32 protein-coding genes are annotated in these 23015 nt (G+C 67.1%); 22 read left to right on the forward strand and 10 right to left on the reverse strand.

Annotation, left to right across the window (positions count from 1 at the left end; translation table 11 throughout):
- Positions 1-16: 16 nt before the first annotated feature.
- The 8 genes from F7D01_RS10215 to F7D01_RS10250 are packed head-to-tail and all read left to right on the forward strand — an operon-like array spanning position 17 to position 5391.
- Positions 17-298, forward strand: coding sequence for a FliM/FliN family flagellar motor switch protein (locus tag F7D01_RS10215; protein WP_215227472.1), 282 nt, complete (start codon positions 17-19; stop codon positions 296-298).
- Positions 298-576 carry a flagellar biosynthetic protein FliO gene (locus F7D01_RS10220; protein WP_215227473.1) on the forward strand — a complete coding sequence of 93 codons (279 nt, stop codon included), beginning with the start codon at positions 298-300 and terminating at the stop codon, positions 574-576. The genes F7D01_RS10215 and F7D01_RS10220 overlap by 1 nt, the downstream gene beginning before the upstream one ends.
- Positions 569-1345: a flagellar type III secretion system pore protein FliP gene (gene fliP, locus F7D01_RS10225; RefSeq protein WP_215227474.1), complete on the forward strand. Its 777-nt coding sequence runs from the start codon at positions 569-571 to the stop codon at positions 1343-1345. The genes F7D01_RS10220 and fliP overlap by 8 nt, the downstream gene beginning before the upstream one ends.
- A gap of 13 nt (positions 1346-1358) precedes the next feature.
- On the forward strand, positions 1359-1631 hold the full coding sequence (fliQ, locus tag F7D01_RS10230; RefSeq protein WP_215227475.1) for a flagellar biosynthesis protein FliQ: 273 nt from the start codon (positions 1359-1361) through the stop codon (positions 1629-1631).
- Positions 1631-2410, forward strand: a complete 780-nt coding sequence (fliR, locus tag F7D01_RS10235) for a flagellar biosynthetic protein FliR (protein ID WP_371819590.1) — start codon at positions 1631-1633, stop codon at positions 2408-2410. Before fliQ ends, fliR begins: the two co-directional genes overlap by 1 nt.
- Complete coding sequence (locus F7D01_RS10240) at positions 2407-3528, forward strand: flagellar biosynthesis protein FlhB (protein WP_215227476.1); 1122 nt, start codon at positions 2407-2409, stop codon at positions 3526-3528. The genes fliR and F7D01_RS10240 overlap by 4 nt, the downstream gene beginning before the upstream one ends.
- Positions 3529-3567: 39 nt before the next feature.
- On the forward strand, positions 3568-5001 hold the full coding sequence (fliD, locus tag F7D01_RS10245) for a flagellar filament capping protein FliD (protein WP_215227477.1): 1434 nt from the start codon (positions 3568-3570) through the stop codon (positions 4999-5001).
- 3 nt (positions 5002-5004) lie between these two features.
- Entirely contained in the window at positions 5005-5391 is a 387-nt protein-coding gene (locus tag F7D01_RS10250; protein WP_215227478.1) for a hypothetical protein, read from the forward strand.
- A gap of 6 nt (positions 5392-5397) precedes the next feature.
- On the opposite strand, the gene F7D01_RS10255 is transcribed toward F7D01_RS10250, so the two are convergent.
- The 9 genes from F7D01_RS10255 to F7D01_RS10295 all read right to left on the reverse strand — a co-directional run bounded on the left by F7D01_RS10255 (position 5398) and on the right by F7D01_RS10295 (position 12299).
- Positions 5398-6000, reverse strand: a complete 603-nt coding sequence (locus F7D01_RS10255; RefSeq protein WP_215227479.1) for a response regulator transcription factor — start codon at positions 5998-6000, stop codon at positions 5398-5400.
- Positions 6001-6113: 113 nt separating this feature from the next.
- Complete coding sequence (locus tag F7D01_RS10260; protein WP_215227480.1) at positions 6114-6833, reverse strand: sigma-70 family RNA polymerase sigma factor; 720 nt, start codon at positions 6831-6833, stop codon at positions 6114-6116.
- The gene (locus F7D01_RS10265) at positions 6830-8929 is read right to left on the reverse strand and encodes a flagellar biosynthesis protein FlhA (protein WP_215227481.1); all 2100 of its coding nucleotides are present in this window, start codon (positions 8927-8929) and stop codon (positions 6830-6832) included. Before F7D01_RS10265 ends, F7D01_RS10260 begins: the two co-directional genes overlap by 4 nt.
- Positions 8926-9843 (reverse strand): transglycosylase SLT domain-containing protein, encoded by a 918-nt coding sequence (locus tag F7D01_RS10270; RefSeq protein WP_251566720.1) that lies wholly within the window; start codon positions 9841-9843, stop codon positions 8926-8928. The genes F7D01_RS10265 and F7D01_RS10270 overlap by 4 nt, the downstream gene beginning before the upstream one ends.
- An 82-nt stretch (positions 9844-9925) precedes the next feature.
- Positions 9926-10264 carry a flagellar protein FlgN gene (locus F7D01_RS10275; RefSeq protein ID WP_215227482.1) on the reverse strand — a complete coding sequence of 113 codons (339 nt, stop codon included), beginning with the start codon at positions 10262-10264 and terminating at the stop codon, positions 9926-9928.
- Positions 10261-10554 carry a flagellar biosynthesis anti-sigma factor FlgM gene (gene flgM, locus F7D01_RS10280; RefSeq protein WP_241554441.1) on the reverse strand — a complete coding sequence of 98 codons (294 nt, stop codon included), beginning with the start codon at positions 10552-10554 and terminating at the stop codon, positions 10261-10263. The genes F7D01_RS10275 and flgM overlap by 4 nt, the downstream gene beginning before the upstream one ends.
- 105 nt (positions 10555-10659) lie before the next feature.
- Positions 10660-11178: a flagellar basal body P-ring formation chaperone FlgA gene (gene flgA, locus F7D01_RS10285; protein ID WP_215227483.1), complete on the reverse strand. Its 519-nt coding sequence runs from the start codon at positions 11176-11178 to the stop codon at positions 10660-10662.
- A 42-nt stretch (positions 11179-11220) separates the two neighbouring features.
- Complete coding sequence (locus tag F7D01_RS10290; protein ID WP_215227484.1) at positions 11221-11646, reverse strand: hypothetical protein; 426 nt, start codon at positions 11644-11646, stop codon at positions 11221-11223.
- On the reverse strand, positions 11643-12299 hold the full coding sequence (locus tag F7D01_RS10295; protein ID WP_215227485.1) for a MotA/TolQ/ExbB proton channel family protein: 657 nt from the start codon (positions 12297-12299) through the stop codon (positions 11643-11645). Before F7D01_RS10295 ends, F7D01_RS10290 begins: the two co-directional genes overlap by 4 nt.
- 191 nt (positions 12300-12490) lie before the next feature.
- On the opposite strand from F7D01_RS10295, the gene flgB reads away from it, so the two are divergent.
- The 14 genes from flgB (at position 12491) to F7D01_RS10365 (ending at position 22122) form a co-directional block, all read left to right on the forward strand.
- The gene (flgB, locus tag F7D01_RS10300) at positions 12491-12838 is read left to right on the forward strand and encodes a flagellar basal body rod protein FlgB (protein ID WP_215227486.1); all 348 of its coding nucleotides are present in this window, start codon (positions 12491-12493) and stop codon (positions 12836-12838) included.
- Between the two features lies 1 nt (position 12839).
- Positions 12840-13244, forward strand: coding sequence for a flagellar basal body rod protein FlgC (gene flgC / locus F7D01_RS10305; RefSeq protein WP_371819591.1), 405 nt, complete (start codon positions 12840-12842; stop codon positions 13242-13244).
- On the forward strand, positions 13241-13558 hold the full coding sequence (locus F7D01_RS10310; protein ID WP_215227487.1) for a flagellar hook assembly protein FlgD: 318 nt from the start codon (positions 13241-13243) through the stop codon (positions 13556-13558). Before flgC ends, F7D01_RS10310 begins: the two co-directional genes overlap by 4 nt.
- A 34-nt stretch (positions 13559-13592) precedes the next feature.
- A complete protein-coding gene (locus F7D01_RS10315) occupies positions 13593-14408 on the forward strand; it encodes a flagellar hook-basal body complex protein (RefSeq protein ID WP_215227488.1) in 816 nt (271 codons plus the stop codon).
- Positions 14409-14413: 5 nt separating this feature from the next.
- Positions 14414-15157, forward strand: a complete 744-nt coding sequence (locus tag F7D01_RS10320) for a flagellar basal body rod protein FlgF (protein WP_215227489.1) — start codon at positions 14414-14416, stop codon at positions 15155-15157.
- A 34-nt stretch (positions 15158-15191) separates the two neighbouring features.
- Positions 15192-15980 carry a flagellar basal-body rod protein FlgG gene (gene flgG / locus F7D01_RS10325; protein WP_215227490.1) on the forward strand — a complete coding sequence of 263 codons (789 nt, stop codon included), beginning with the start codon at positions 15192-15194 and terminating at the stop codon, positions 15978-15980.
- A 5-nt stretch (positions 15981-15985) separates the two neighbouring features.
- Complete coding sequence (locus F7D01_RS10330; RefSeq protein WP_371819592.1) at positions 15986-16648, forward strand: flagellar basal body L-ring protein FlgH; 663 nt, start codon at positions 15986-15988, stop codon at positions 16646-16648.
- Positions 16649-16661: 13 nt separating this feature from the next.
- The gene (locus F7D01_RS10335; protein ID WP_215227491.1) at positions 16662-17768 is read left to right on the forward strand and encodes a flagellar basal body P-ring protein FlgI; all 1107 of its coding nucleotides are present in this window, start codon (positions 16662-16664) and stop codon (positions 17766-17768) included.
- A complete protein-coding gene (locus tag F7D01_RS10340; RefSeq protein WP_215227492.1) occupies positions 17765-18067 on the forward strand; it encodes a rod-binding protein in 303 nt (100 codons plus the stop codon). The genes F7D01_RS10335 and F7D01_RS10340 overlap by 4 nt, the downstream gene beginning before the upstream one ends.
- 6 nt (positions 18068-18073) lie before the next feature.
- Complete coding sequence (locus F7D01_RS10345) at positions 18074-19066, forward strand: flagellar hook-associated protein FlgK (RefSeq protein ID WP_215227493.1); 993 nt, start codon at positions 18074-18076, stop codon at positions 19064-19066.
- An 86-nt stretch (positions 19067-19152) separates the two neighbouring features.
- Positions 19153-19410, forward strand: coding sequence for a flagellar basal body rod C-terminal domain-containing protein (locus F7D01_RS10350; protein ID WP_215227494.1), 258 nt, complete (start codon positions 19153-19155; stop codon positions 19408-19410).
- A 1-nt stretch (position 19411) separates the two neighbouring features.
- Positions 19412-20338 (forward strand): flagellar biosynthesis protein FlgL, encoded by a 927-nt coding sequence (locus F7D01_RS10355; protein WP_215227495.1) that lies wholly within the window; start codon positions 19412-19414, stop codon positions 20336-20338.
- A gap of 19 nt (positions 20339-20357) precedes the next feature.
- Entirely contained in the window at positions 20358-21221 is an 864-nt protein-coding gene (motA, locus tag F7D01_RS10360) for a flagellar motor stator protein MotA (protein ID WP_215227496.1), read from the forward strand.
- 19 nt (positions 21222-21240) lie between these two features.
- A complete protein-coding gene (locus tag F7D01_RS10365) occupies positions 21241-22122 on the forward strand; it encodes a flagellar motor protein MotB (protein ID WP_215229768.1) in 882 nt (293 codons plus the stop codon).
- A 66-nt stretch (positions 22123-22188) separates the two neighbouring features.
- On the opposite strand, the gene F7D01_RS10370 is transcribed toward F7D01_RS10365, so the two are convergent.
- Complete coding sequence (locus tag F7D01_RS10370) at positions 22189-22968, reverse strand: 2-keto-4-pentenoate hydratase (RefSeq protein WP_371819593.1); 780 nt, start codon at positions 22966-22968, stop codon at positions 22189-22191.
- Positions 22969-23015: the final 47 nt, after the last annotated feature.

Below are 23015 nucleotides of genomic sequence, written 5' to 3' on the forward strand. Positions count from 1 at the left end.
GAAAGGCCCTTTTGCCATGACTACCCGTTCCCTCGATCTCCTGCGCAATGTCGACGTTCGCCTTTCGGTCGAACTCGGCCGCACGCAGGTCAAGCTGAAGGACGTGCTCGCGCTCGGCCCGGACAGCGTCGTGCCGCTGGACCGGATGACCGACGAACTGCTGGACGTCTATGTCAACGGGCAGGCCATAGCGAAGGCCGAGATCGTGACCCAGGGCGATCGCTTCGCGCTGCGCATCGTCAAGATGGCGGGCGATGAAGACAACGACAACCCCGTTTCGGCGGAAGAGGCCGCCTGATGGCCTGGTACGTCGTCAAGCTGATCCTGATGCTCGCCCTGCTGGGCGGGATGATCTGGGGCAGCCTGTGGCTTACCAAGCGGCTGCAGGGGCGCTTCGTCCCGGCGGGCCGGACGAAGGCGGCGCGTCTGATCGAAACGACGATGCTGTCGCCCGGCGTGAAGCTCGCGGTCATCGAATTCCATGGTCGAGAAATCCTCGTGGGCAGTTCCCGCCACGGCCTGACCCGCCTGGCTGAGGCCGAAGCGCGCCCGCCGGTGGAGCCCGAAGATGCGTAAACCGCTGAAGCGCGCCGCCATACTGACAATTTGCATGGCTCTGGTCGCATTCGCCGCCGAGCCTGCACTGGCCGCCCCCGCCGGGTCCGTCGGCGGTGCGCTCGAGCGCGCGCTGGGCGCGGCGGATGGCCAGGGGCAGGCGCCGCTGACCCTCTCGCTGCAGCTGCTGCTGATTATGGCGCTGCTGACGGTGCTGCCCGCGCTGGTGCTGATGATGACCAGCTTCACGCGCATCATCATCGTGCTTTCGATTCTGCGCCAAGCTCTCGGGCTCCAGCAGTCGCCGCCCAATCAGGTGCTGATCGGCCTGTCGCTGTTCCTGTCGCTGTTCGTGATGGCGCCGACCCTGACCACGGTGAACGAACAGGCGCTGCAGCCCTATTCGGCCGGTACTTTGTCCGCCGATCAGGCGATCGCCAATGCGGGCGACGCCTTCCACGCCTTCATGATCCGGCAGACGCGCACCGCCGACATCACCATGTTCGCGGACATCGCCAATTCGCCCAAGTTCGAATCGCCGCAGGACATTCCGTTTTCGATCCTGCTGCCGTCGTTCGTGACCAGCGAACTAAAGACCGCGTTTCAGATCGGGTTCATGCTGTTCCTGCCGTTCCTTGTCATCGACCTCGTGGTGTCGAGCGTGCTGATGAGCCTTGGCATGATGATGCTGTCGCCGACGATCGTGTCCCTGCCGTTCAAGCTGTTGCTGTTCGTCCTGATCGACGGGTGGAGCCTGCTGATGGGCTCGCTCGCGATGAGTTTCGCCTGACAAGGATGCACTGATGAACGATTCCGCTTCCCTTCTCGCGCTGGCCGACCGGATGCTGTGGACGACCGCGCTGGTCGCCGCGCCGGTGCTGCTGGCAGCCCTCGCGGTGGGCCTGTTGGTCGGCATCATCCAGGCGGCGACGTCGGTCAACGAACAGACGCTGACCTTCGTCCCCAAGCTGGCGATCATCGCGCTGGTCCTGGTGCTGTTCGGCGCGTCGATGATGGGTCTCATCAGCGATTTCGCGCGCGAGATATTCCAGCAGATCGCGGGGATCGCCAGCTGATGCTGCCCGATTTCGGTTTCGGCAATATCGAGGCGGAGTTGTGGAAGCTGATCTTCATCAGCGCCCGCATCGGTGCCGCGCTGGTTGCCGCGCCGATCTTCGGCGCGACCAGCGTGCCGGTGCAGCTGCGGATCATCATGGCCGGTGCGATCAGCGTGTTCGTGCAGATTTGGGTGCCGGTAACGACGCCGGCCGACCTCTTCTCGCTCGCCGCGCTGACCGCCTTGGTCAGTGAGATCGTGATCGGGCTCGCTTGCGGTTTCGTGCTGCAGTTGAGCTTCGCCGCGCCGGTCCTCGCGGCGGAGCAGATTTCGGGCGCGATGGGCATGGCGATCGCCACCGCCGCCGATCCCAACACCGGCGGCCAGTCGACCGCTCTGGGACAATATTTCACCCTCGTACTCACGTTGATCTTCCTCGCTGTGGGCGGGCACCTGCTGTGGCTGCGGCTCGTGATCGAGAGCTATCGCGCGCTGCCGCCGGGGGGCGAATGGATGAGCGCGGACCAGGCGCTCGTGATCGCCGCCTTCGCCGGTGAGATGTTCGCCACGGCGGTGGCGATCGCGCTGCCGGTCACGCTCGCGCTGCTGCTGGTACAGATGGTCACCGGCGTGCTGAGCCGTTCGGCTCCGTCGCTCAACTTGTTCTCCTTGGGGCTGCCCGCCGGTGTGCTGGCGGGTATCGCTGCCCTGATCGCGGCCACGCCACTCATCACCGACCAGTTCGTGGCCCTATCGGCGCAGGCGATCGATCAGGTCGGGAGGATCGCCACGCCATGAGCGACCAGTCCGGTGAAAAGGCCTTCGCCCCGACGGAGAAGCGCCGCCGCGACGCGGCGCAAAAGGGCGATGTCCTGCGCTCCAAGGAAGTGGGCACGGCGGTGTCCGTGATGGTGGGCGCGGTGTGGCTGATCGTGGCCGGCCCGTGGCTGTTCGGCGCGATGGAGGAGGGTGCGCGCAGCAGCTTCTCCTTCGACCGGGCGCAACTGGCCGACTTCACGCCGGGCGATCTGATGCTGGACCTGCTCATGTCGATGCTGCCGCCAGTGGTCGCGCTGGGCGGCTGCATCATGCTGGCGACGCTGGTGTCGCAGTTGCTGCTGGGGGAGGGCCGCTTCCTGGCGGGAAACCTGAAACCGAAGGGATCGCGCATCAACCCTGGATCGGGGCTGAAGCGGATGTTCGGAATGCAGGGCCTGATCGAACTCGGCAAGAGCCTGCTGAAGATACTGCTATTGGGCTCGATCGCCTGGTTCTGGGGCGGGGCGCATGTGATGGAGGTGCTGAGCCTCGGGCGCGGCGATCTGGTCGGGCAGCTGTCCACCGCGTGGGATGCAATCGCGCGGCTGCTGCTGCTGCTCGCCGTCGGGCTGGTGCTGATCGCCTTCATCGACTGGCCGATCCAGTGGATCCGGCGGATGGGCCGGCTCAAGATGACGCATCAGGAAATGCGCGACGAGCACAAGCAGAGCGAAGGCTCCCCCGAGAAAAAGGCCGCGATCCGGCAGCGGCAGAGGCAGCTCGCGCGCGGGGGCGTGGCGAATGCAGTCAAGGACGCGCAGTTCATCCTTACCAACCCCTCCCATTTTTCGGTCGCGATGACCTACGATCCCGCTCTCGCCGCCGCTCCGGTGGTGCTCGCGAAGGGTCGCGGAGAGAAGGCGCTGGCGATGCGCGAACTGGCCGCCGAACACGGCGTGCCGGTGATGGAATATCCCGCCCTCGCGCGCTCGGTCTACTTCACCACAAGGGAAAACCAGATGGTGCGCGAGGAGCTCTACGCAGCCATCGCCAGCGTGCTGGCCTTCGTGATGTCGCTGAAGCGTGGGGATCGCGTTTCCCGCCCAACGATCACGGTGCCATCGGCGCTGCAATTCGATGCCGAAGGACGCCCGTAAGCGGCTTAAACCGGGCCCGACCCAGCCGTTCTAAAAGCCATGGACAATCCCTCCTCCTCCATCCTTTCCGCACTGGGCGGCGGCAGCGGCATCGACATGGCGAAACTCGCCACCGATCTTTCCACCGCGAAATATGCGGCGCAGATCGAGCAGTTGAAATCGCGCAGCGATTTGATGGAAACGCGCATTTCGGCGGCTGCGGCACTGAAGGGGCAGTTGTCGCAACTGGCGAGCGCCCTGGGTGAACGGGTCCGCACCGGCGATCTCGCCGCCAGCGCCGCGACCGCGAACCCCGCGGTCGCTAAGGTATCGGTGGCGGGCGGCGCGCGTGCCAGTGGCACCTATTCGCTGGAGGTGACGCAGCTTGCGAGCAGCCAGACGCTCGTCGGCAAACCCTATGCCACGTCCGACAGTCTGGTCGGGGAGGGCACCCTGACCTTCGATTTTGGCACGGTTTCCGGCGGTTCGTTCTCAGCCGATGGCGGCACTGCCCCGCTTTCGATCGAGGTGACCGCCGACGATACCCTGAGCACGCTTGCGAGCAAGATATCCACTTCCGGCAGCGGGCTTACCGCCTATGTCGTCTCCGGCAGCTCCGGGGCGCAGCTGGTGATCAAGGGGGAACAGGGCGCAGTTAACGGCTTCACGATCTCCGGCAGCGGCGCGAGTGTGGGCGGGGGCGCATCCGCGCCCGGCAATATCGATTTTCTCGACTGGTCGCCTGCGACCGACGGGGGGCAGCTGAAAGCCACCGCGAAGGATGCCCGGCTGGTTTTCGACGGAGTGGAGGTAACCAGCGCCACCAATACCGTCACCGGCCTGCCTGCGGGCCTGTCGCTGACCCTGACCGGCACGAATGCTGGTGCGCCGACCGAGATTTCGTTCGACCGCAAGGATGGGGCGATTACCTCTCTGATGGAGGATCTGGTCGCGGCGCTGAACGACGTGACCGGGCAGCTGAAGCAAACGGCCAGTCCGCTCGGCGGGGAACTCGGAAACGATTCCGGCGCGCGCGCACTGAAGCGCGAACTGGCGGCGCTGGCGGGTACGGTCATCATGCCCAATGCCCCGGCGGGAGCGCCGCGAACACTCGGCGATCTGGGCCTCACCGCCAGCCGGGAGGGCACCTTTCGCCTTGATGCCGATCGGCTGAAGGAAACGCTCGCAAGGGATCCGGACGGGGCGGCCGGGATGTTCACGTCGGGGCTTTATGGCGTCTTCGCGACGATGGACAAGCTCGCCCGCAACCTGGGCAGCACGACCGATCCGGGTTCGCTGGGCGGCTCCATCGCACGTTACGAACGGCAGCAGACACAGATTGAAAACCGCCTGGAAAAAATCGCCGAGCAGCAGGAGAACCTGCGGGCGCAACTGGGCAGGTCGTTCTCCTGGGCGGACCGCCGGGTTACACAATCGCAATCGACGCTGTCCTTCCTGAAGTCTCAGGTCGCGCTCTGGACGGCGAAGGACTGATCCATGCTGCAAGCCATCGCGCCATCCGAAGCCTATCGCCGGGTCGAGATCGACGCCTACATCGTGGGTGGCGATACCGGCCAACTGACTCGCCTGTGCCTGGCCGAGGCGATCGGCGCGATCAATCGCGCGCTGTGCTTCGATACCTATGCGCAACCGGGCAAGCGTTCGACCGCCGTGCTGAAGGCGCTCTCCTGCGTTCAGGCGCTGAAGCTGGGCGTCGACGTGTCACAGCCGCTGGGGGAGGCGCTGCTGGTGGTTTATGGCGATGCGTGCGCCAAGCTGGTTCGCGGCAGTTCCAGGTTCGACCGCGCGGAGCTCACGGCGTTGCGGGACGATTTTCTAGAGATGGAGCAGGCGTTCGCGGAAACCGGGCGCCGACCGGCCTGACGCGGCTCAGGCGGGATCGAAGAGCCGGCTTTCGATCGAAATGCGCACCGCATCGCTGGAATTCGTAACCTCGATCTTTTTCAGCAAGCGGAGACGATGCGCTTCGATGGTGCGGTGACTGACGCCCAGCCCGGCCGCGATCATCTTGTTCGATTTCCCGTCGGCAATGGCGTGCAGGATATCCCGTTCGCGGCTGGTGAGAGCGGCGAGCCGGTCGCGGGCCTCGCGGGTGCGGAGGCGGAGGCGATTGACGGGCAGGAAGGTTTCCGCATTGCGATGCCACCACGCCTCGATCTCGGTCAGGTCGAAAGGCCACGCCCGCAGGTCGAGCGCCCCTAGCCGTAGGGCCTCGCACGCGTTCGCGTAATGCGGATCGGTCGAATAGATGATCGTCTTCTGGCCATGGACGGTGGATCGCAAGCTCTCGAGATCGTCGCGAAAGGCACCATCGGCCCGTTCGGCGAGCAACAGCAGATCATAGTGCCGCCCGGAGTCCGCGAATTCCTCCACATTGTCATAAGGTGCGCAAGAATGGCCGATATCGGAAAACTGCATCACCACGTCGGCCTTGCGCCGCATGTCGTGGTCCACCACCGCGAATTTCAGCATTGCCTGTCTTAACCCGAGACCCTGTTAACGTTTGCGAAGCGAAAAGCCCACCGGTCCGGCCAAGCCCGCCCCGGCGTCTCGCTTCACCCTGCCCGCTACGACTTTAACAATGGTTACTCTGGCTGCAACTCTTTGCGGACGATCTTCAGCGCTTGCGCTTTCAGCTGATGGACTCGCGGTACGCTGACCTCGAGAACCTGGGCGATTTCGGCGAGGTTCAGCTCTTCGACGAAGTAGAGTTGGAGCACCGTCTGCAGGCGTTCGGGCAAGGCGGCTACGATGCGACCGAGCCGTTCGCTGTCCTCGTGCTCACTTAGAAGTTCGAAGGGGTTGGGGCGATCGTCCGCGAACATATCGCTGGTGTCGTCGTACATGGTGTCCAGCGATGCGGTGCGCATGGGTTCCGCTTCGAGATCGGACAGACTGCCGCCGATCTCCACGATCTCCGCGGCGAGCTCGTCCGCGCGCGGTTCACGGCGGAGTCGGGCGCGAAGCCGGCTCGTCGCATGCTCGACCCTTCGGCGGCGCGCGCCGCTGCCCCTGCTGCCCGGAATGGTTCGCCGCACATGGTCCAGGATCGCACCCCGCACCCGGATTTTCGCATAGGCGGCAAAGCCGTCTTCCGTGGGGCCGGCATGGCGTTGGGCACATTCCGTCAAGGCGATCAGGCCGACCTGGATCAGGTCCTCCACATCGAATTCGTTCATCGCGCTGCCATGGATATGCCACGCGGCCTTTCGCACCATCGGAACGAACCGCCGCACGCGGTCCTCGATCAGGTCCACCGATCCATAGGCGGCGGCTGCGTTGAATTGCGATTGGTCCAGTTTCATGCGGCAAGCACCTCCGGCGTGGCTGAAGCGAGTTGCGGGGCAGGTTCGGTTTCGCCGATCACCGCGACGACTTCGATCGGCTGGGTGGGCGGCAGTTCGGTGATAGACAGCACTAGGCAGGACGGTGCGCGGGCGCGCAGCAGGTCGGCAAGCGCGCGACGGGCAGGAGGCTGCACGATCAGCGCGGGGCTGCGGCCCTCGGCTGCCTCGGCACAAATCTGGCCGATGCGCATCCCGATCATCTGGGCGCAGTCCGGCTCGATGATCGGCTGGCCGGTCGCGGGATCGCGCATGCCGCCCAGCACCGCGCTTTCCAGCGCCGCGTCGAGCGTGATGACGGGCAGCTTAGCGTCGGGCGGGCAGATGCGACCCACCAGCCAGGCACCCAAATCGGCCCGTACGCGATCGATGAGAGCGTCGAATTCCTGCGTATGCTGGAGCGCGAGCGCGATGCTGGACATCACCGGTCCGGGGTGCGCCAGCGTGATGCCGTCTGCCATCAGGGCACGCAGCAGGCGGGTAAGGGCCGCCAGCGAGAGCGGCTCCGGCGTGATCGCCTCGATCACACCCGGCGAACGCTCGCGCAGCGAATCGACGATGGCGCGAACTTCCTCCGGCCCGAGCAGTTCCGGCCCCCGCTGGCGCAGGAGCTGGTTGAGGTGCGTCGCGACAACCGTGCCGGGATCGACCGTCAGAAATCCTTCCGCGACCGCCTGATCCCGCTCGCCCGGCGCGATCCACAGGGCCGGACAGCCGAAGCTGGGATCGGTCGTGGGAGTACCATGGATACCGTGCTGGGGCATGACGTCCCCGGTATCGATCGCCAGGACCTGGTCGGACAGGATCTGTCCGCCACCAACCGGCGTGCCGCCGATGGTGATACGATAATCGTTGGGTGCCATCTGCAGGCTGTCGCGCAGGCGGAATTGCGGCACCACGAAGCCGAATTCCTGGGACAGCTGCTTGCGCACCCCGGTGATGCGCGCGACCAGCGACGATCCGCGCGCCTCGTCGACGAGATGTACGAGGCCGTAGCCGAGCTCGACCGTCACCAGCGTGTGGTCCGATACGTCCTCGATAGTGAGCGCCTCGGGCTTCGCAGGTTCGATCGTCTCGGCAACCGGCTCGGGGCGAGCGGCGCGGCGGCGCAGGACGAAGTAGAGCCAGAACGCGCCCGCTGCGGCGGGCAGGAAGATCGATTGCGGCATCGCCGGTATCACGCCCAGGCCACCCAGGACCAGCGCCACCGGCAGCCAGCTACGCGGATCGGCGAACTGGCCGCCGATCTGCCCCGCCAGGTCGCTCTTGTCGGTTACGCGGGTGACGATCGCGGCGGCGGCGATGGAGAGCAGCAGCGAGGGAACCTGCGCCACCAGCGCGTCGCCGACGGCGAGCGTGATGTAATGCTGCGCCGCCTCGGCCGCGGTCAGCCCGTGGCTGATCATGCCGAGGCAGAACCCGGCGATGATGTTGACCGCCAGGATCAGCAAAGCGGCGATCGCGTCGCCCTTCACGAACTTGGAAGCACCATCCATCGCGCCGTAGAAATCGGCTTCGGTCGCGACCTCGGCGCGGCGCGCCTTCGCTTCTTCCGCGGTCATCAGCCCGGCGGCGATATCGGCGTCGATCGCCATCTGCTTGCCCGGCAGGGCGTCGAGGGTGAAGCGCGCCGAAACCTCGGAAACGCGGCCCGCGCCCTTCGTGATCACCACCATGTTGATGATGAGCAGGATCATGAAGACGAACAGGCCGACCGCGAAATTGCCGCCGATCAGGAACTCGCCGAAGCTCTCGATCACCTTGCCCGCCGCGCCCGATCCGTTGTGTCCGCCGACCAGCACGATGCGCGTCGACGCGACGTTGAGCGCGAGTCTAAGCAGTGTCGCGAACAGCAGGACGGACGGGAAGGAAGAGAAGTCGAGCGGCTTCGCGGCGTTCATCGCGACCATCAAAATCGCTATTGAAAACGCGATGTTAAGGACGAAAAACGCATCGAGCATCAGCGTCGGGATGGGCAACACCATCAGCACGATAAGTACGAGGATTGCCACCGGAAGTGCAAAGGCACCCGGGGAAAGTGGGGTTGTCCCGGTCATAGTCCGAACGCCTTCAGCTTGTCATAGGCCGCGCGGACATGACCACGGTCGCCTCCGCTCCCATTGGCCAAACCGAAATTGTCGCGCAGCGTATCCGACATCGACGGCGTGCCGCGCATCGGGGCCGGAGCCGCCGGTGCGGCCCCGCCGAAATTGCCGGCCGAAGAGGGCGCGCTTTGCCATCCGCCGCGGGCAAGGGCGAATTCGCCTTCCAGCGTCGACGGGCCGGGCAGGCCGCCACCGTCGGCGGCCATGGCGCGCGCCATCTTGCTTTCCATCAGTTGCATCACGCCGCGCAGGCTGCGGGGCGCGCCGCCCGGGCCATAGAAGATCGAGCGGTTGGCCCCGGCGGCCTGCGGCAGCAGCGCAGCGGCGGACTGGTCGGGATTGGCGGCGAGGGCGGTGAAGAAGCGGGTCGCGCCGCCGGTGCCCAGGAAATGCGCCATGTAGAGTTCGGTCGGCTGCGGCTCGCGGCCCAGCACCGGCAACAGCGCGGCGCGGTTCTGCTGCGCGAGCGCGCCCGCCATCATCGAGGAGACGTCCGGATCGTTGCGCAGGCCCATGATCTGTCCGCGCAGTGCGGGGTTGTTGACGAAGCTGCGCCCGCCACGCGTGTCGATCGCCCCGGCGATGTGCGACAGGCCGTAGCTGTCGCCGTGCCGGTCGAGCGTCGCCAGCCAGGTGCTGTCGATGAACTGGTAGAGACCGCTCGCGGAGGAGGTGGGGGCCCGGGCGGAGGGGTTGAGGCTCGATTCGATGCGCGCCTGCGCGAGCAGGTAGGAAAAGTCCGTGCCCGTCCGCTCGGCGGCGCGCGCGATCGCGGCGCGGGTGCGCGCATCGCCGCCGCCGCCCATTGCTGGTGCCGGGCGGGTCGCGCCCGGCACGCTCGCCGGAATGGTCGAAATATCGCTCAATGTCTGTCACCTGGGCACATGGTCCCCGAGGTTCAGCAATAAGCGTGCCAGATTGCTCCGTCGGAGCGCCCCGATCGTGGGCCTAAGCGCGCACGACCGCGTAGGATGCGTTGGCCGCGCCCGCGCGATAGGTGCCCGCTCCGCCGGTCAGCGCGTTCAGCCGCGCGGCGACGTTCGCCGCCATCAGGTTGCGGACCCGGCGGTTGACCTCGTTCGCGTGCCGCGCCAGCTCCAGCAGGCTGCGGCACTCGGCGTCGAGCGGATCCGCGCTCCCGCCCTCCAAAGTTCCGCACAGCATGTGCTTTTCCTGCCCGGCGAGCGACAGCGCGTCGATGTCCATCGCGGCAAGCGCTTGCCGCTCTTCTTCCAGAACGGCAATCATCTGCCGCAGGGAATCCGCCAGGGTCTTGGTTTGCGTCATTTCCGGTCGCTCAGCATGAATTTCGCGGCGATCATCGCATCGGCCACGCGGGTTGGGGACAGGGGATAGGTTCCGTCGCTCACCGCCTTGCGGATCTCGCGCACGCGGTCGTTGTCGACCGGGGGCCCGGATTCGGCGAGGAGCGCCTTCGTTTCGACCAGCACCCCGGCTTCCTGCCGACCGGACTTGACCGACGTCTGCGGCATCGAACCGGTGTCGGACTGGCGCGTCTGATCGAGGCGCGCATCGCTGGCGCGGATGATACGAAGCGGGTTGATATCGAGGGACATGGCGTGCTCCATCGCTTACAAGGAGTAGAACGACGCCTGTCACGAAAGTTTAAGGACTGGACGGCAGAAAGTTGCCGGACCCGGCAAAGTCGTTGAAAAACAACGTCATGACATGGGGATAGTGACGAGGCCCGGGCGTTCGACACGCGCGCGCACCGGTTCTTTCGCGTTCTCGGGCTTCACCCTGATCCATTCGCCTTCCGCGCCCGCTTCCATCGCCTCGCCGGAGGCGGTGATGGAAAAACCGCGGCCGCGCATGACCACCGAAACGTTCTCGCCCCGCTTGACCACGGGCGCGGCGGCGGCCTGCATCGCGGCGACGTCGCGGCGGACCGGCACGAACAGCTTCCACCCGGAGGCATCGGTGCATTCGACCCGGACATTGTCGCGGGTGGTGCCGTACCATGCGAGGGCCAGCGGCCCGCGGCAGGCGTTCAGCCGCAAGCGGCGATCGACGCCGCGCAGGGCACCACCGGGCGTGCCGATGGAGCTGCCGGTGAATTCGGCCACGGCGCGGTCGATCGCGGCGGGGTCGGTATAGGCGCTCTGCGCCGCGGCGGGCACGACGGCACTGGCAGCCGCGATGGCGACGACAAAACTGGGGACGAAACGGCGAATGGACATTGATGTCTCCTGCTGGCGGGCGGTGGTCCCGCGCGAAATCCTTTATCGGCCCTGGGCCGGTGTGCCTGATCTCTGCAAGTTGCGTGCCACGGCGGGATCGAAGGCGAACACCGCGGCCACGTCGTCCGCCTCGCCCGGCTCGATCACGATCCGCGGGGCGAGGCCCGCCGCATCCGCCTGCTGCGCCAGCGCCTCGGCCTGCGCGCGTGTGCGGTCCAGCCCACCCGCGCCATAGCGCGCGACGATGGTGAGCTGCTCGCGCGGGTCGAGCGGCCGTTCCGCCAGCCAGCTGGTCAGGTCGGTCTCGCCGGTGGGGCGAAACACCGCGACCGGCTCCGCCCGCGCGGCGAGGCCCTGCGCCGGGGTGGGGGCCGCATCGGTGTCGATCGCCGCGGCGGTGACGATGAACAGGATTAGGGACAGGTCGGCCAGCATGATCTGCCAGCCGCTGGTGAGGCGCGGGATCATGCCGCGCGCATCCTCGATCCGCCGGACTTGCCCGGGATCGCGTCGCGCAACTGCTCGCTCAGCCAGTCGATCAGCCGTTCGCGCTCGCTTTCCTCGTGCGCGCCGCGCCGCTCGATCAACCGCGCGACCGGATAGATCAGGACATGCGCGGTCACCAGACCGTACAGCGTCGTCAGCACGGCGGTGCCGACCGCCGCCAGCAGCCCGGTCCGGTCGAGGCCCGTGGCCGCAAGCTGGCTGAGCGCGACGAGCGTTCCGGCAAGGCCGAACACGGGCGCGAGTTCGCCAGCCTGGTGCAGCAGCTGCAGGGCATCGGCGCGCTGTTGCTGGCGGGCCTGGCGATGGCGGTCATGCGCCTCGATCAGGGCGGTGACCGATCGATGATGGATCAGCGCGCCGGTCGCCTCCGCGATTTCCCGGTCGTTGGAAGGTGCCGGGCGCGCGCGCAGCACGCCGTCATTGCGGATCCCCTCCACCTGCGGGGCGATTTCCGCCCGCGTGCGCGCGTAGGAAAAGCGCGGGCGGGTCAGTCGGGCCAGCACGTGCGCGGTCGCCCGCCATTCCTGGCGACCGGTGCGCAGCACCGTGGCGATTATCGTGCCGCCAAGCACGATCGCCGCACCGGTCGGATCGATCAGGTTCGCGAAATCCATAAGAAAGCTCCTCGAGACTGGAGAACGTCCCGGCGATGGAGGGCTTAAGCGGGTGGCCGAACATTGCCGGGAGCGGCAAAAACTTGCCGCAACGGCGGCGGGCGCGGTCCCGAAAGGTGGGGCTGTGAAAACTGGCACGCTTGTTGCGTATGGTTCTGCGAGCGCACGTCACGAGCGCGAAAGGACCGATTATGAGCGAGACATTGTTCGGCATTCACGGAGCGGCGCTGGAAGTGCGCTCGCGGCGCATGGAAATGCTGACATCCAACATCGCGAACGCTTCCACCCCGGGCTACAAGGCGCGCGACATCGATTTCGGTGCCGCGCTGCAGGCGCGTCTGGGTGGGACCGACGGCTCTTCCGCCATGGCGGGCGCGACCCGCTACCGCGTGCCGACCATGCCCTCGCTAGACGGCAACACGGTGGAGCTGGCCAACGAACAGATGGCCTTCGCTGAGAACGCGGTTTCCTACACCGCCACTCTGTCGTTCCTCCAGGGCCGGGTCGAAACGCTCACCCGCGCGATCAAGGGGGAATGACATGCCCGCCCCGATGAACGTCTTCACCATCGTCCAGCGCGGGATGTCCGCGCAGATGGTGCGCATGAACGCCGCCGCCTCCAACCTCTCCAACGCGGGCTCCGTCGCGGGCAGCGAGGACGAGGCCTATCGCCCGGTCCGCCCCGTGTTCGGCGAAGAGCTCGACCGCGCGAGCGGCAATTCCACGGTGAAGCTGAACGGCATCGCCCGGTCCGACGCCGCGCCGGTCAAGCGCCACGATCCCGGCCACCCGCTCGCCGACCAGAACGGCGACGTGTGGGAAGCGCCGGTCGATGAGACGGCGGAGATGGTCGAGATCATGGAAAGCGCCCGCCAGTACCAGAACCTGGTCGAGGCGATGCAGACCGCCAAGCAACTGATGCTCGAAACGATGAGGATGAAATGACCGTCATAGCCAACCAGCCCGCCGGTGCCACCGGCGCCGCCCCGCCGACCGCCCCCGCGGCCGCTGCCAAGAGTGGCTTCGCCGCGCTCGGCAGTGGCGATTTCCTGCGCCTGATGATCGAACAGCTGAAGCAGCAGGACCCCACCAATCCGGTCGATAACAAGGAAATGCTGGTCCAGATGGCGCAGTTTACCGCGCTGTCCGGCACGACCGAGACGAACGCGACGCTGCAGGCGATCGCCGACAAGCTCGACTCCCTCGTCGCCGCCCAATCGAGCCTGCAGGACATGCTCCGGCCCGGCGCCTCCGCCTGATCTCCATCCGAATTTTCACGAAGGAAACCCTACCATGTCTTTCTATACCTCTCTCAACGGCCTCAAGAACGCACAGACCGATCTGGGCGTCATCGCGCACAACATCGCCAACGCGGAAACGACCGGCTTCAAGAAGAGCGATACGCAGTTCGCCGACCTGGTTTCGGGCGGCCCCAATACCGAGCCCAAGATGATCCGCGGTATCGGCGCGACCGTGGTCTCCATGACCCAGAGCTTCACCCTCGGCCCGATCGAGCAGACGCAGCGCGCGACCGACCTCGCCATCAGCGGCGACGGCTTCTTCACCCTGCGCGGCGGGGAAACCGGCAAGACGGTTTACACCCGCAACGGCGCGTTCGAGATCGACGGCGCGGGCTTTCTGCAGGACGGGGCCGACAACCGCCTGCAGATGATGGCGGTCGACGCGAACGGCCAGCCGACCAATCCGGGCACCACGCTCGACGTGTTCATCCCGCAGCAGAACGCGGACGGTGCCGATCTTTCGGGCGTCACGGTGCAGAAGGACGGGCGCATCCGGGCTGCCTATGCCGATGGTACGGTGGATACGATCGGCCGCGTGGCGCTCGCCAGCTTCATCGCGCCGACCGGCCTGCGCCAGCTCGGCTCCTCGCAGTGGGAAGCGTCCGGCACCTCGGGCACCGCGTCCTACGGCGTGCCGGCGGTCGGCCGCTTCGGTGAACTGCAGTCGGGCGCGCTCGAGCGGTCCAACGTCGATCTGGCGGAGGAGATGGTCGGCCTGATCACCGCGCAGCGCAACTTCCAGGCGAACGCCAAGGCGATCGACACCGCGACCCAGCTTTCGCAGACGATCATCAACCTGCGGAGCTGATCGCGATGGACCGGATGATCTACACCGCGCTGACCGGCATGGATGCAGCGATGACGCGGCAGCGCGCCGTCGCCAGCAATCTCGCCAATGCGCAGACCACCGGCTTTCGCGCCGAGACCTTCAGCGTCAAACCCCTGACGCTGAAGGGCTCGCCGCTGGAAGTGCGGGTCATGGCGCAAGGCGCGGTGCGCGGGGCGGACATGTCCGCCGGCAAGGTGATCACGACCGGTCAACCGCTCGACATCGCGGTCAAGGGCGATGCCCTGATCGCGCTCCAGGGGAAGGACGGGGCGGAAGTCTATTCGCGCCGTGGCGATCTCTCGATCGGGGTCGGGGGCGTCCTCGAAAACGGCGACGGTCGCCCGGTGCTGGGCGAGAACGGGCCGATCACCGTCCCCGCCGGTCGCCAGGTCGCGATCGCGGGAGACGGCACGGTCACCGCCGCCGATCCCGCGACGCCCGAACTGCCGCCCGAAGAGGTGGGCCGGATCAAGCTCGCCAGCCCGGCGGGCAGCACCATCATAAAGGATCTCGACGGGTTCATGCGCGTGCCGAACGGCGGCGTGCTGCCCGGCGATCCGACCGCCGAGGTCGAGGTCGGCGCGCTGGAGCAGTCCAACGTCGATACCGCGGGAACGCTGATCGACATCATCGAGGCGCAGCGCAGTTTCGACCGGCGCGCCAAACTGTTCACTACCGCCAGCGATCTCGATCGCGCCGGTTCCCAGCTCATGAGCCTGCGCGGCTGACGCGCGCTTTTTTCCGCACGAAGGACCACCCACCATGCCCATTTCCGCCCTTCACGTTGCCCGTACCGGGCTCGAGGCACAGGACGCGCGGATGCGCGTCATCGCCAACAACCTCGCCAATATCGGCACCACGGGGTTCAAGCGCGACCGGGCGAACTTCGCCACGCTCGCCTATCAGGAGGCGCGCGTCGCCGGACAGCAATCGACCAACGAATCGCAATATGCGGTCGGGCTGAACCTGGGCACCGGCGTGGGGCTGCAGGGCACCAGCCGGATCGAGACGCAGGGCACGCTCGACACCACCGGCAACACCTTCGACCTGGCGCTGGACGGCGCAGGCTATTTCCAGGTGCAGCTGCCCGGCGGACAGCTGGGCTATACGCGCGCCGGCAACTTCACCCTGTCCGCAGAGGGGCAGCTGGTCACCGCGCAGGGTTTCGCGGTGCAGCCCGCGATCGCCGTGCCGCCGGGTGCGCAGTCCATCAGCATTGCGCCCGACGGCACCGTCAGCGCGCTGGTCGCGGGCGATACCGATCCGACCGAGATCGGCCAGCTCACCGTCGCGCGCTTCGCCAATGCGGCCGGCCTGCGCCAGAGCGGCGACAACTTCCTGCTCGAAACCGCGGCCAGCGGCCCGGCGGAGCTCGGCGCGGCGGGGACCGAGGGGCGCGGCTCCATCCGGCAGGGCATGCTGGAAGCGTCCAACGTCAACGTGGTCGAGGAAATGGTCGCGATGATCGAGGCGCAGCGCGCCTACGAGATCAATTCCAAGATGATCAGCGCGGTCGACGAAATGCTGCGCAACGCGAACCAGACGCTGTGAGCCCCATGATGAACCGCTTCCGCCTCGTATCCGTCGCCGGTCTCGCCGCCTCGCTCGCCGCGTGCGGCTCCACCGCGCCCGCGCCCGGTTTCCACGCCGCGCTGCCGCCGCCACCGCCGGTCGCCCCCGCGCGCGACGGCGCCATCTTCCAGGCCGCGAACGGCTATGCCGCCTATCACGAGGGCACCCGTGCCCGCGCGGTCGGCGATGTGCTGACCATCGTCCTGACCGAGAGCGTGGTCACCGCCAAGAGCACGGCGGGCAGCACCAATCGCAACGGTAGCGCGTCGATCACGCCGCCCAGCGCCGGTCCGCTCGACTTTCTCGACCCCGAAGCCCTTAAAGCTGCGGCCCAGGCGTCGTTCAATGGGAAGGGCGATGCCGCGCAGCGCAGCACGCTCAGCGGTGCCATCGCCGTCACCATCGCAGAAGTGCGTCCCAACCGGACCGCGCTGGTCCTAGGGGAAAAGAAGATGCTTCTGAGCCAGGGCGACGAGTGGGTGCAGTTCGCCGGCATCGTGCGCCTCGCCGATATCGATATCGAGAACCGCGTCCGTTCGACTTCGGTCGCCGACGCCCAGATCATATATTCGGGCAATGGCGCGGTGCAGCAGGCCAGCCGCCCGGGTTGGCTGTCGCGCTTCTTCGGCGCGATCAGCCCGTTCTGAGGGAGAGGCGACGATGAACCGGCTTTCCATCCTCCTGATGAGCTTCGCCGCTCTGTTCGGCGTGCTCGCACCGACCCCCGCCGCGGCGGAGCGCGTGCGCGACCTGGGCGGGTTTCAGGGCGTGCGGACCAACCAGCTAACCGGTTACGGTGTCGTGGTCGGCCTGCAGGGCACGGGCGACGACAATCTGGAATATGTCACGCAGGCGATGAAGGGCGTGTCGGGCCGGTTCGGCCTCACGCTGCCGCCCGGCGTGGCCCCGGGCCTGAAGAATGCCGCCGCGGTGATCATCACCGCCGAGCTGCCGGCATTCTCCAAGCCCGGCCAGCGGATCGACATCACCGTATCCACGCTCGGCAAGGCGAAGAGCCTGCGCGGCGGCACCCTGGTGCTGAGCCCGCTCTACGGTGCAGACGGGCAGATCTACGCGATGGCGCAGGGCAACCTCGCCGTCGGCGGACTGGGCGTGAGCGGACGCGACGGCTCCCAGCTGTCGGTCAACGTGCCCACAGTGGGCCGCGTGGCGGGCGGGGCCACGGTGGAACGCGATGTCGCCACCGGCTTCGATGCCGGCAGCACGCTGCGCTACAATCTGCACGACGCCGATTTCCTGACCGCATCGCGGGTGCGCGACGCCATCAATGCGCGCTATCCCGACACCGCGCGGATCGTCGACGGCGTCACGATCGAGCTGCTGATGCCGCTGGGCAGCGACGCGCGTTCGTCGCTGATGGCCGCGATCGAGATGCTGGAGGTGAAGCCCGCGGAAAGCGCGGCCAAGGTCATCGTCAACAGCCGCACCGGAACGGTGGTGATGAACGGCGCGGTGCGCCTGTCGCCCGCCGCGATCAGCCACGGCAAGCTGATCGTCCGGGTCGAGGAGGATCCCCGCATCGTCCAGCCCGAGCCGTTCAGCCGCGGGGTGACCGCGGTGGAGGATGCGAGCACCATCTCCGTGGATGAAGTGGGCGAGCGCGTCGTGCTGATGCAGGGCGGGGCCGACCTGTCGGAAATCGTCGATGCGCTCAACACCCTGGGCGTGGGTGCATCCGATCTCGTCGTCATCCTCGAGGCGCTGAAGCAGGCCGGTGCGCTGCAGGCCGAAATGGTGGTGATGTGAGCCCGCTCTCCGCCATCGGCCCGGCCAGCGGACCGGCAACACCCGAGCTGTCGCCCGAACGTGCAGAACTGCGCAAGGCCGCTCGCGGGTTCGAGGCGATTTTCGTGCGCCGCATGCTGGAGGCCGCCCGGGCGGCGGATTTCGGCGGCGATGACGTGATGGGCGCCGGGGGCATGGAGCAGTTTTCCGCGATGCGGGACGAACATCTCGCCGATATCGCGGCGGAGCGCAGCAGCTTCGGCATCGCGGACGCGATCGAGGCGCAGCTGTCCGCGCGGCTGGATCACAGGGAAGGCTAAGGCGCGATGTCCGGCAATCTGATCACCATCGGCAAGAGCGGCGCGAGCGCGGCGCGCGCGGCTCTGGAGCTGACCGGCCAGAACATCGCCAATGCCGGCAACGCCACCTATGCCCGGCGCACGCTGGGCCAGTCGGAAGTCGTCGCGACCGGCGGGATCGGGCTCAGCGCGTCGTCCGCGCTCAGTGGCGTGCGCGCGGACGGGGTGCAGCGCACCCAGTCGCTGTTTCTGCAGAACGAGGTCCGCCGGACCAACAGCGACGTCAGCCGGGCCGACGCTGAACTGCGCGGGCTCAAAAACGCCGAAAGCGCGATCGAACAGGCGGGCATCTATCCCGCCATCGTCAATTTCGAAGCCGCGCTGTCGCAGCTGGTATCCGATCCGCTGGACGGCGCGCTGCGCGCCAATGCCCTGGAAAGCGCCAATACGCTGACGCAGACCTTCGCCATCGCGACCGAGGGCATGGGGGTCGCCGCGGACGAGCTGCGCTTCGATGTCGAAGCCGGGGTGACCGAGTTCAACACCCTGTCGGCGGAACTGGCGCGGACCAATATCGGCCTGGCCCGCTCGCAGGAAGGCAGCGCGAACAAGGCGGCGCTGCTCGACCAGCGCGACGCCCTGCTCACCCGCATGTCCGGCCTTGCCAATCTGTCGACCGAATTCGACAGCGTCGGGCGGGTCGCGGTCCGCGCCGGGGGGGCAGGGGGGCAGACGATCGTATCGGGGGCACAGGCCGCCTCGATCAGCGTCGCGTTCGATGGCGCGGGCAATACCGAATTCTCGGTCGGGGGCACCCCGCTGGTGCTGGGTTCGGGCTCGCTCGCCGGACAGGCGCAGGGCCTGCGCCATATCGCCGACCTGTCGGACAAGCTCGATGGCCTCGCCGCCCAGCTGATCGAGCGCGGCAACACCGCCCAGGCCGCGGGCATCACGCCCGCCGGGACGCAGGGCCAGCCGCTGTTTTCCGGCACCAACCCCGCGATATCGGGCTTGCGCTGACCAGCGGCGCGGGTCTCGCGACCGCACCCGCGGGGGCGGGTGCCAACAGCCGCGATACCGGCAACCTCACCGCGTTCATCTCTGCCATGAACGATAACGGCCCGGCGAAGACCGCCGACCGCATCCTGTTCGAGCTGTCGAGCGCGATCGGCGGGCGCACCACCACGCGCGATGCGCTGCGCACCATTGCCGACACCGCGGGGATCGCCCTGAGCGCGGAAACCGCCGTCGACCTGGACGCGGAAGCCGCGAACCTGCTGCGTTTCCAGCAGGCCTTCCAGGCGAACGGCCGGATCATCCAGGTCGCCGCCGACATCTTCGACACGCTGCTGGGGATTGGATGACATGCCCGGTCCGGTAAATTCCACTCTCGCGTTCTATGACCGCTCGACCATGCAGATGGGCTCCATCCGGCGTGAGGCGGAGCGTCTGCAGGAACAGCTTTCGACCGGCAGCAAGCTGTCGCGGTCGTCCGACAATCCGGTCGCGGCCTCGCGCCTGCGCCAGCTCGGTCGCATGGACAAGCTCGCCGCGATCGACAGCGCCAATGCGGCGCGGGCCAATGACAGTCTGTCGCTGGCGGGCAGTTCGCTGCAACTGGTGGCGGACGACATAGTGCGCGCGCGCGAACTGGCGCTGTGGGCGGCCAACGCCTCCTCATCCCCGCAGGAGCGGTACTCCATCGGGCAGGAACTGGCGCAGATGCGGCTGGGCATCCTGGCCACCGCGAACGCCCGCGACAGCAGCGGCAACGCGCTGTTCGGCGGAGCCGCGACCGGCGATGCCTATGCGTTGGATGGCAATGGCGATGCCACCTATGTCGGCACCGCGGGCGCGGGCGAGCTTTCGCTCGGCGACGGACAGTCGGTCTCGCGCGGTGTCACCGGGCCGAGCTTCCTCGATTTCCAGGCTGGCGGCCAGAACACCGATCTCCTCGCCTATCTGCGCCAGCTCAGCGACACGCTCCTCGATCCCACGGTGGATGACGCCATGGCCAAGGAAGTCGCAAGAGGGGCGGCGAAGGATCTGGACGGGTCGCTGGATTCGGTCGTGCGCACCCAGACCGTGATCGGTGCCCGCCTCGCCTGGGTCGAGACGGTCCAGGGCCGCCAGGAAACGAAGGCGCAGGTCCGCACCGCCGAATCGGGCGAGATCGGCGGGATCGATTTCGCGGAAACCATCGCAGAACTGCAGCAAATGATGACCGTGCTGGAAGCAAGCCAGGCCGGGTTCTCGCGGCTCGCTTCGCTCAGCCTGTTCAACTCAATCTGATTTACGGGAGTAATTGATCATGTTTCCGGCCATCGGGATCGTCATCCTGCTCGTCATGGTGTTCGGCGGCTTCGTGCTGACCGGCGGTGCGATCGGCCCGGTCGCGGAAGCCGTGCCGCACGAAATGCTGATCATCGGCGGTGCCGCGATCGGCGCGCTGGTGGCGGGCAATTCGATGCATGAGCTCAAGGCGCTGGGCAAAGGGCTGCTGCGCGTGTTCAAGGGCAACAGCTACACCAAGCAGGATCATATCGACGCCATCGCCCTGTCGGCGAAGCTGATGCGCTCGCTCAAGACCGGAGGGCCGGTCGCGCTCGAAAGCCATGTCGAGAACCCGCAGGAATCGACGATCTTCGCCGAATATCCGCGCGTGCTGGCGGACGAGGCGCTGCTCCACCTGATCTGCGACACGCTCACCCTGCTGGTGGTCTCTTCCGGCACGCTGGACACGCACGCGGTGGAAGAGGTGATGGACAACGCGATCAAGACGCATTTCCACGACATGGACGAGCCCGCCCATGCGCTGCAGAACCTGGCCGACGCGTTGCCTGCGCTGGGGATCGTCGCCGCGGTGCTCGGCGTGGTGAAGACGATGGGTTCGATCGACGAGCCGCCGTCGGTGCTGGGCGGGATGATCGGCTCGGCCCTGGTCGGCACGTTCCTGGGCGTGCTGCTCGCCTACGGCATCGTGGGGCCGCTCGCGACCCGGCTGAAGCAGATCAACATTCACGACCAGCAGATATTCCTGTCGGTCAAGCAGGTGATGATCGCCAGCCTGCACGGCCATCCGCATGCGCTGGCGGTGGAATCGGCGCGTTCCGGCCTGCCGCACATGCTGCGCCCGCAGCTGACCGATCTGCTCGACGTCCTGAAGGGCCGCTGAGGTGGCCAGCGCGCCTCTCATGGACAACCCGCCGCCCGGCGGGGAGCGGCGCGCGCCCGCCGTGGCCGCGAACGAGGCGGAGGCGCCCCGGCCGCTGATCGTGAAGAAGATCATCGTCCAGGAGGCGGGCCATCATGGCGGCGCGTGGAAAGTGGCCTATGCCGACTTCGTCACCGCGATGATGGCGTTCTTCCTCCTGCTATGGCTGCTTGGTTCCACGACCGACGATCAGCGCAAGGGGCTGGCGGACTACTTCACTCCGACGCTGGTCAAGCTGAAGGAGCAAAGCGCCGGGTCCAACGGGCTGCTGGGCGGCAGTTCGATTACCGATGCCGACAGTTATCCGAATGCCGCGGGTCAGACCGGGACGCGGGCGCTCACCATTCCCCGCGATGCCACCGGCGGACCGCGCGAGGGCGCCTCGCCCGCGCCGAGCACAGCGCGGGCCGCGCAGATGCAGAAGCAGATCCAGGATCGCCTGGCGCAGACCGCGCGCCTGCGCAGCCTGGCGGGGCAGGTGCGGGTGATGGTGGTGCCCGAAGGTATCCGTATCGACATGATCGACGACGCCGATTTCTCCATGTTCGCGCTCGGCACCACCGTACTGACCGGCGACGCGCGCGAATTGCTGCACGTCATCGCGGACGCGGTGGCGGAGGAAGCAGCGCCGATGATCGTGCGCGGGCACACCGATGCGGTGAAATGGAAGCCGGGAACGGTGGCGAACAACTGGTCGCTCTCCGCCGGGCGGGCGGAAGCCACCCGGCAGCAATTGATGCGCGACGGCCTGCCCGAAAAGCGCTTCAGCCGGATCGAAGGCGTCGCGGATCGCGAGTTGCTGATCGCCGACGATCCCACCGATCCGCGCAACCGGCGGATCTCGCTGCTTCTGCTGCGTTAGGGGCTGTTAACCGCCGGATCGGGGGCGGGGCGGCCCGCCCGCCCGCCCGTCTCGCTTTACGGCGTATTACGCACCGAAGATGCTGGTCGAAATCTCGACGCTTCCGATTTCTCCGAACGAAGCGGTGACCTGCTGACCGGCACCGACCTCGTGAACGCCGGTGATCGCGCCGCTCGAAATCCACCAGCCGGAGCGCGGTTCGATACCGCGATCCGCCAGGTTCTGCAGCAGGAAGCAGGCCGCACCGAACGGCCCGTCCAGCATGTCCGCCGTCGTCGCCTCGCCCACGGTCGCGTCCTCGACACGAACCGAAACGGGCACGGAATCGAGCGCGTCCCACATTTCTTCCGGGACGCTTTTGCCCAGCAGGATCCCGGCGTTGTTGCCGTGGTCCGAAATGGTGACGCATGGCCCATCGGCATTGATACCGGCATAGGGCGACGAGGCGATTTCCATTCCGATCCGGACCTCGTCGATCCAGCGCATCGCCGCGTGGGGGGTTTGGGGAAGAGGTTCGTCTAGGGTTTTCAGGCGCAGCATGAACTCGGCCTCGACCGCGGCGAAACCCCCGTCGAAAATCGCGAACTGCGCAGGCTGGTCTTGTTCGCGCTGGACGCTGTCGGTGAAGATCGGACCGGCCAGCCGATTGGCGCCCAGAGCCTCGCTGTCGGGCGGATTGATCTTCCCGACTTTCCAGCCCGCCACTTCGCGATCCCACAGGGCCAGCGCCTTGTCCTGAACGCGATACGCCGCCGCCAACGTGGTGGGCCGCTCGCCCGGATATTCCTCGATCGGACGTCCGGATTTTCGCGCTTCCACGAACGCGCTCGCGATGTCCCTCGCCATTTCCATCAAACCTCGCCCCGTCATTAAAGCACTGTGGATACCGCTTG

The sequence above is a fragment of the Erythrobacter sp. 3-20A1M genome, assembly GCF_018636735.1.
GTDB lineage: Bacteria > Pseudomonadota > Alphaproteobacteria > Sphingomonadales > Sphingomonadaceae > Alteriqipengyuania.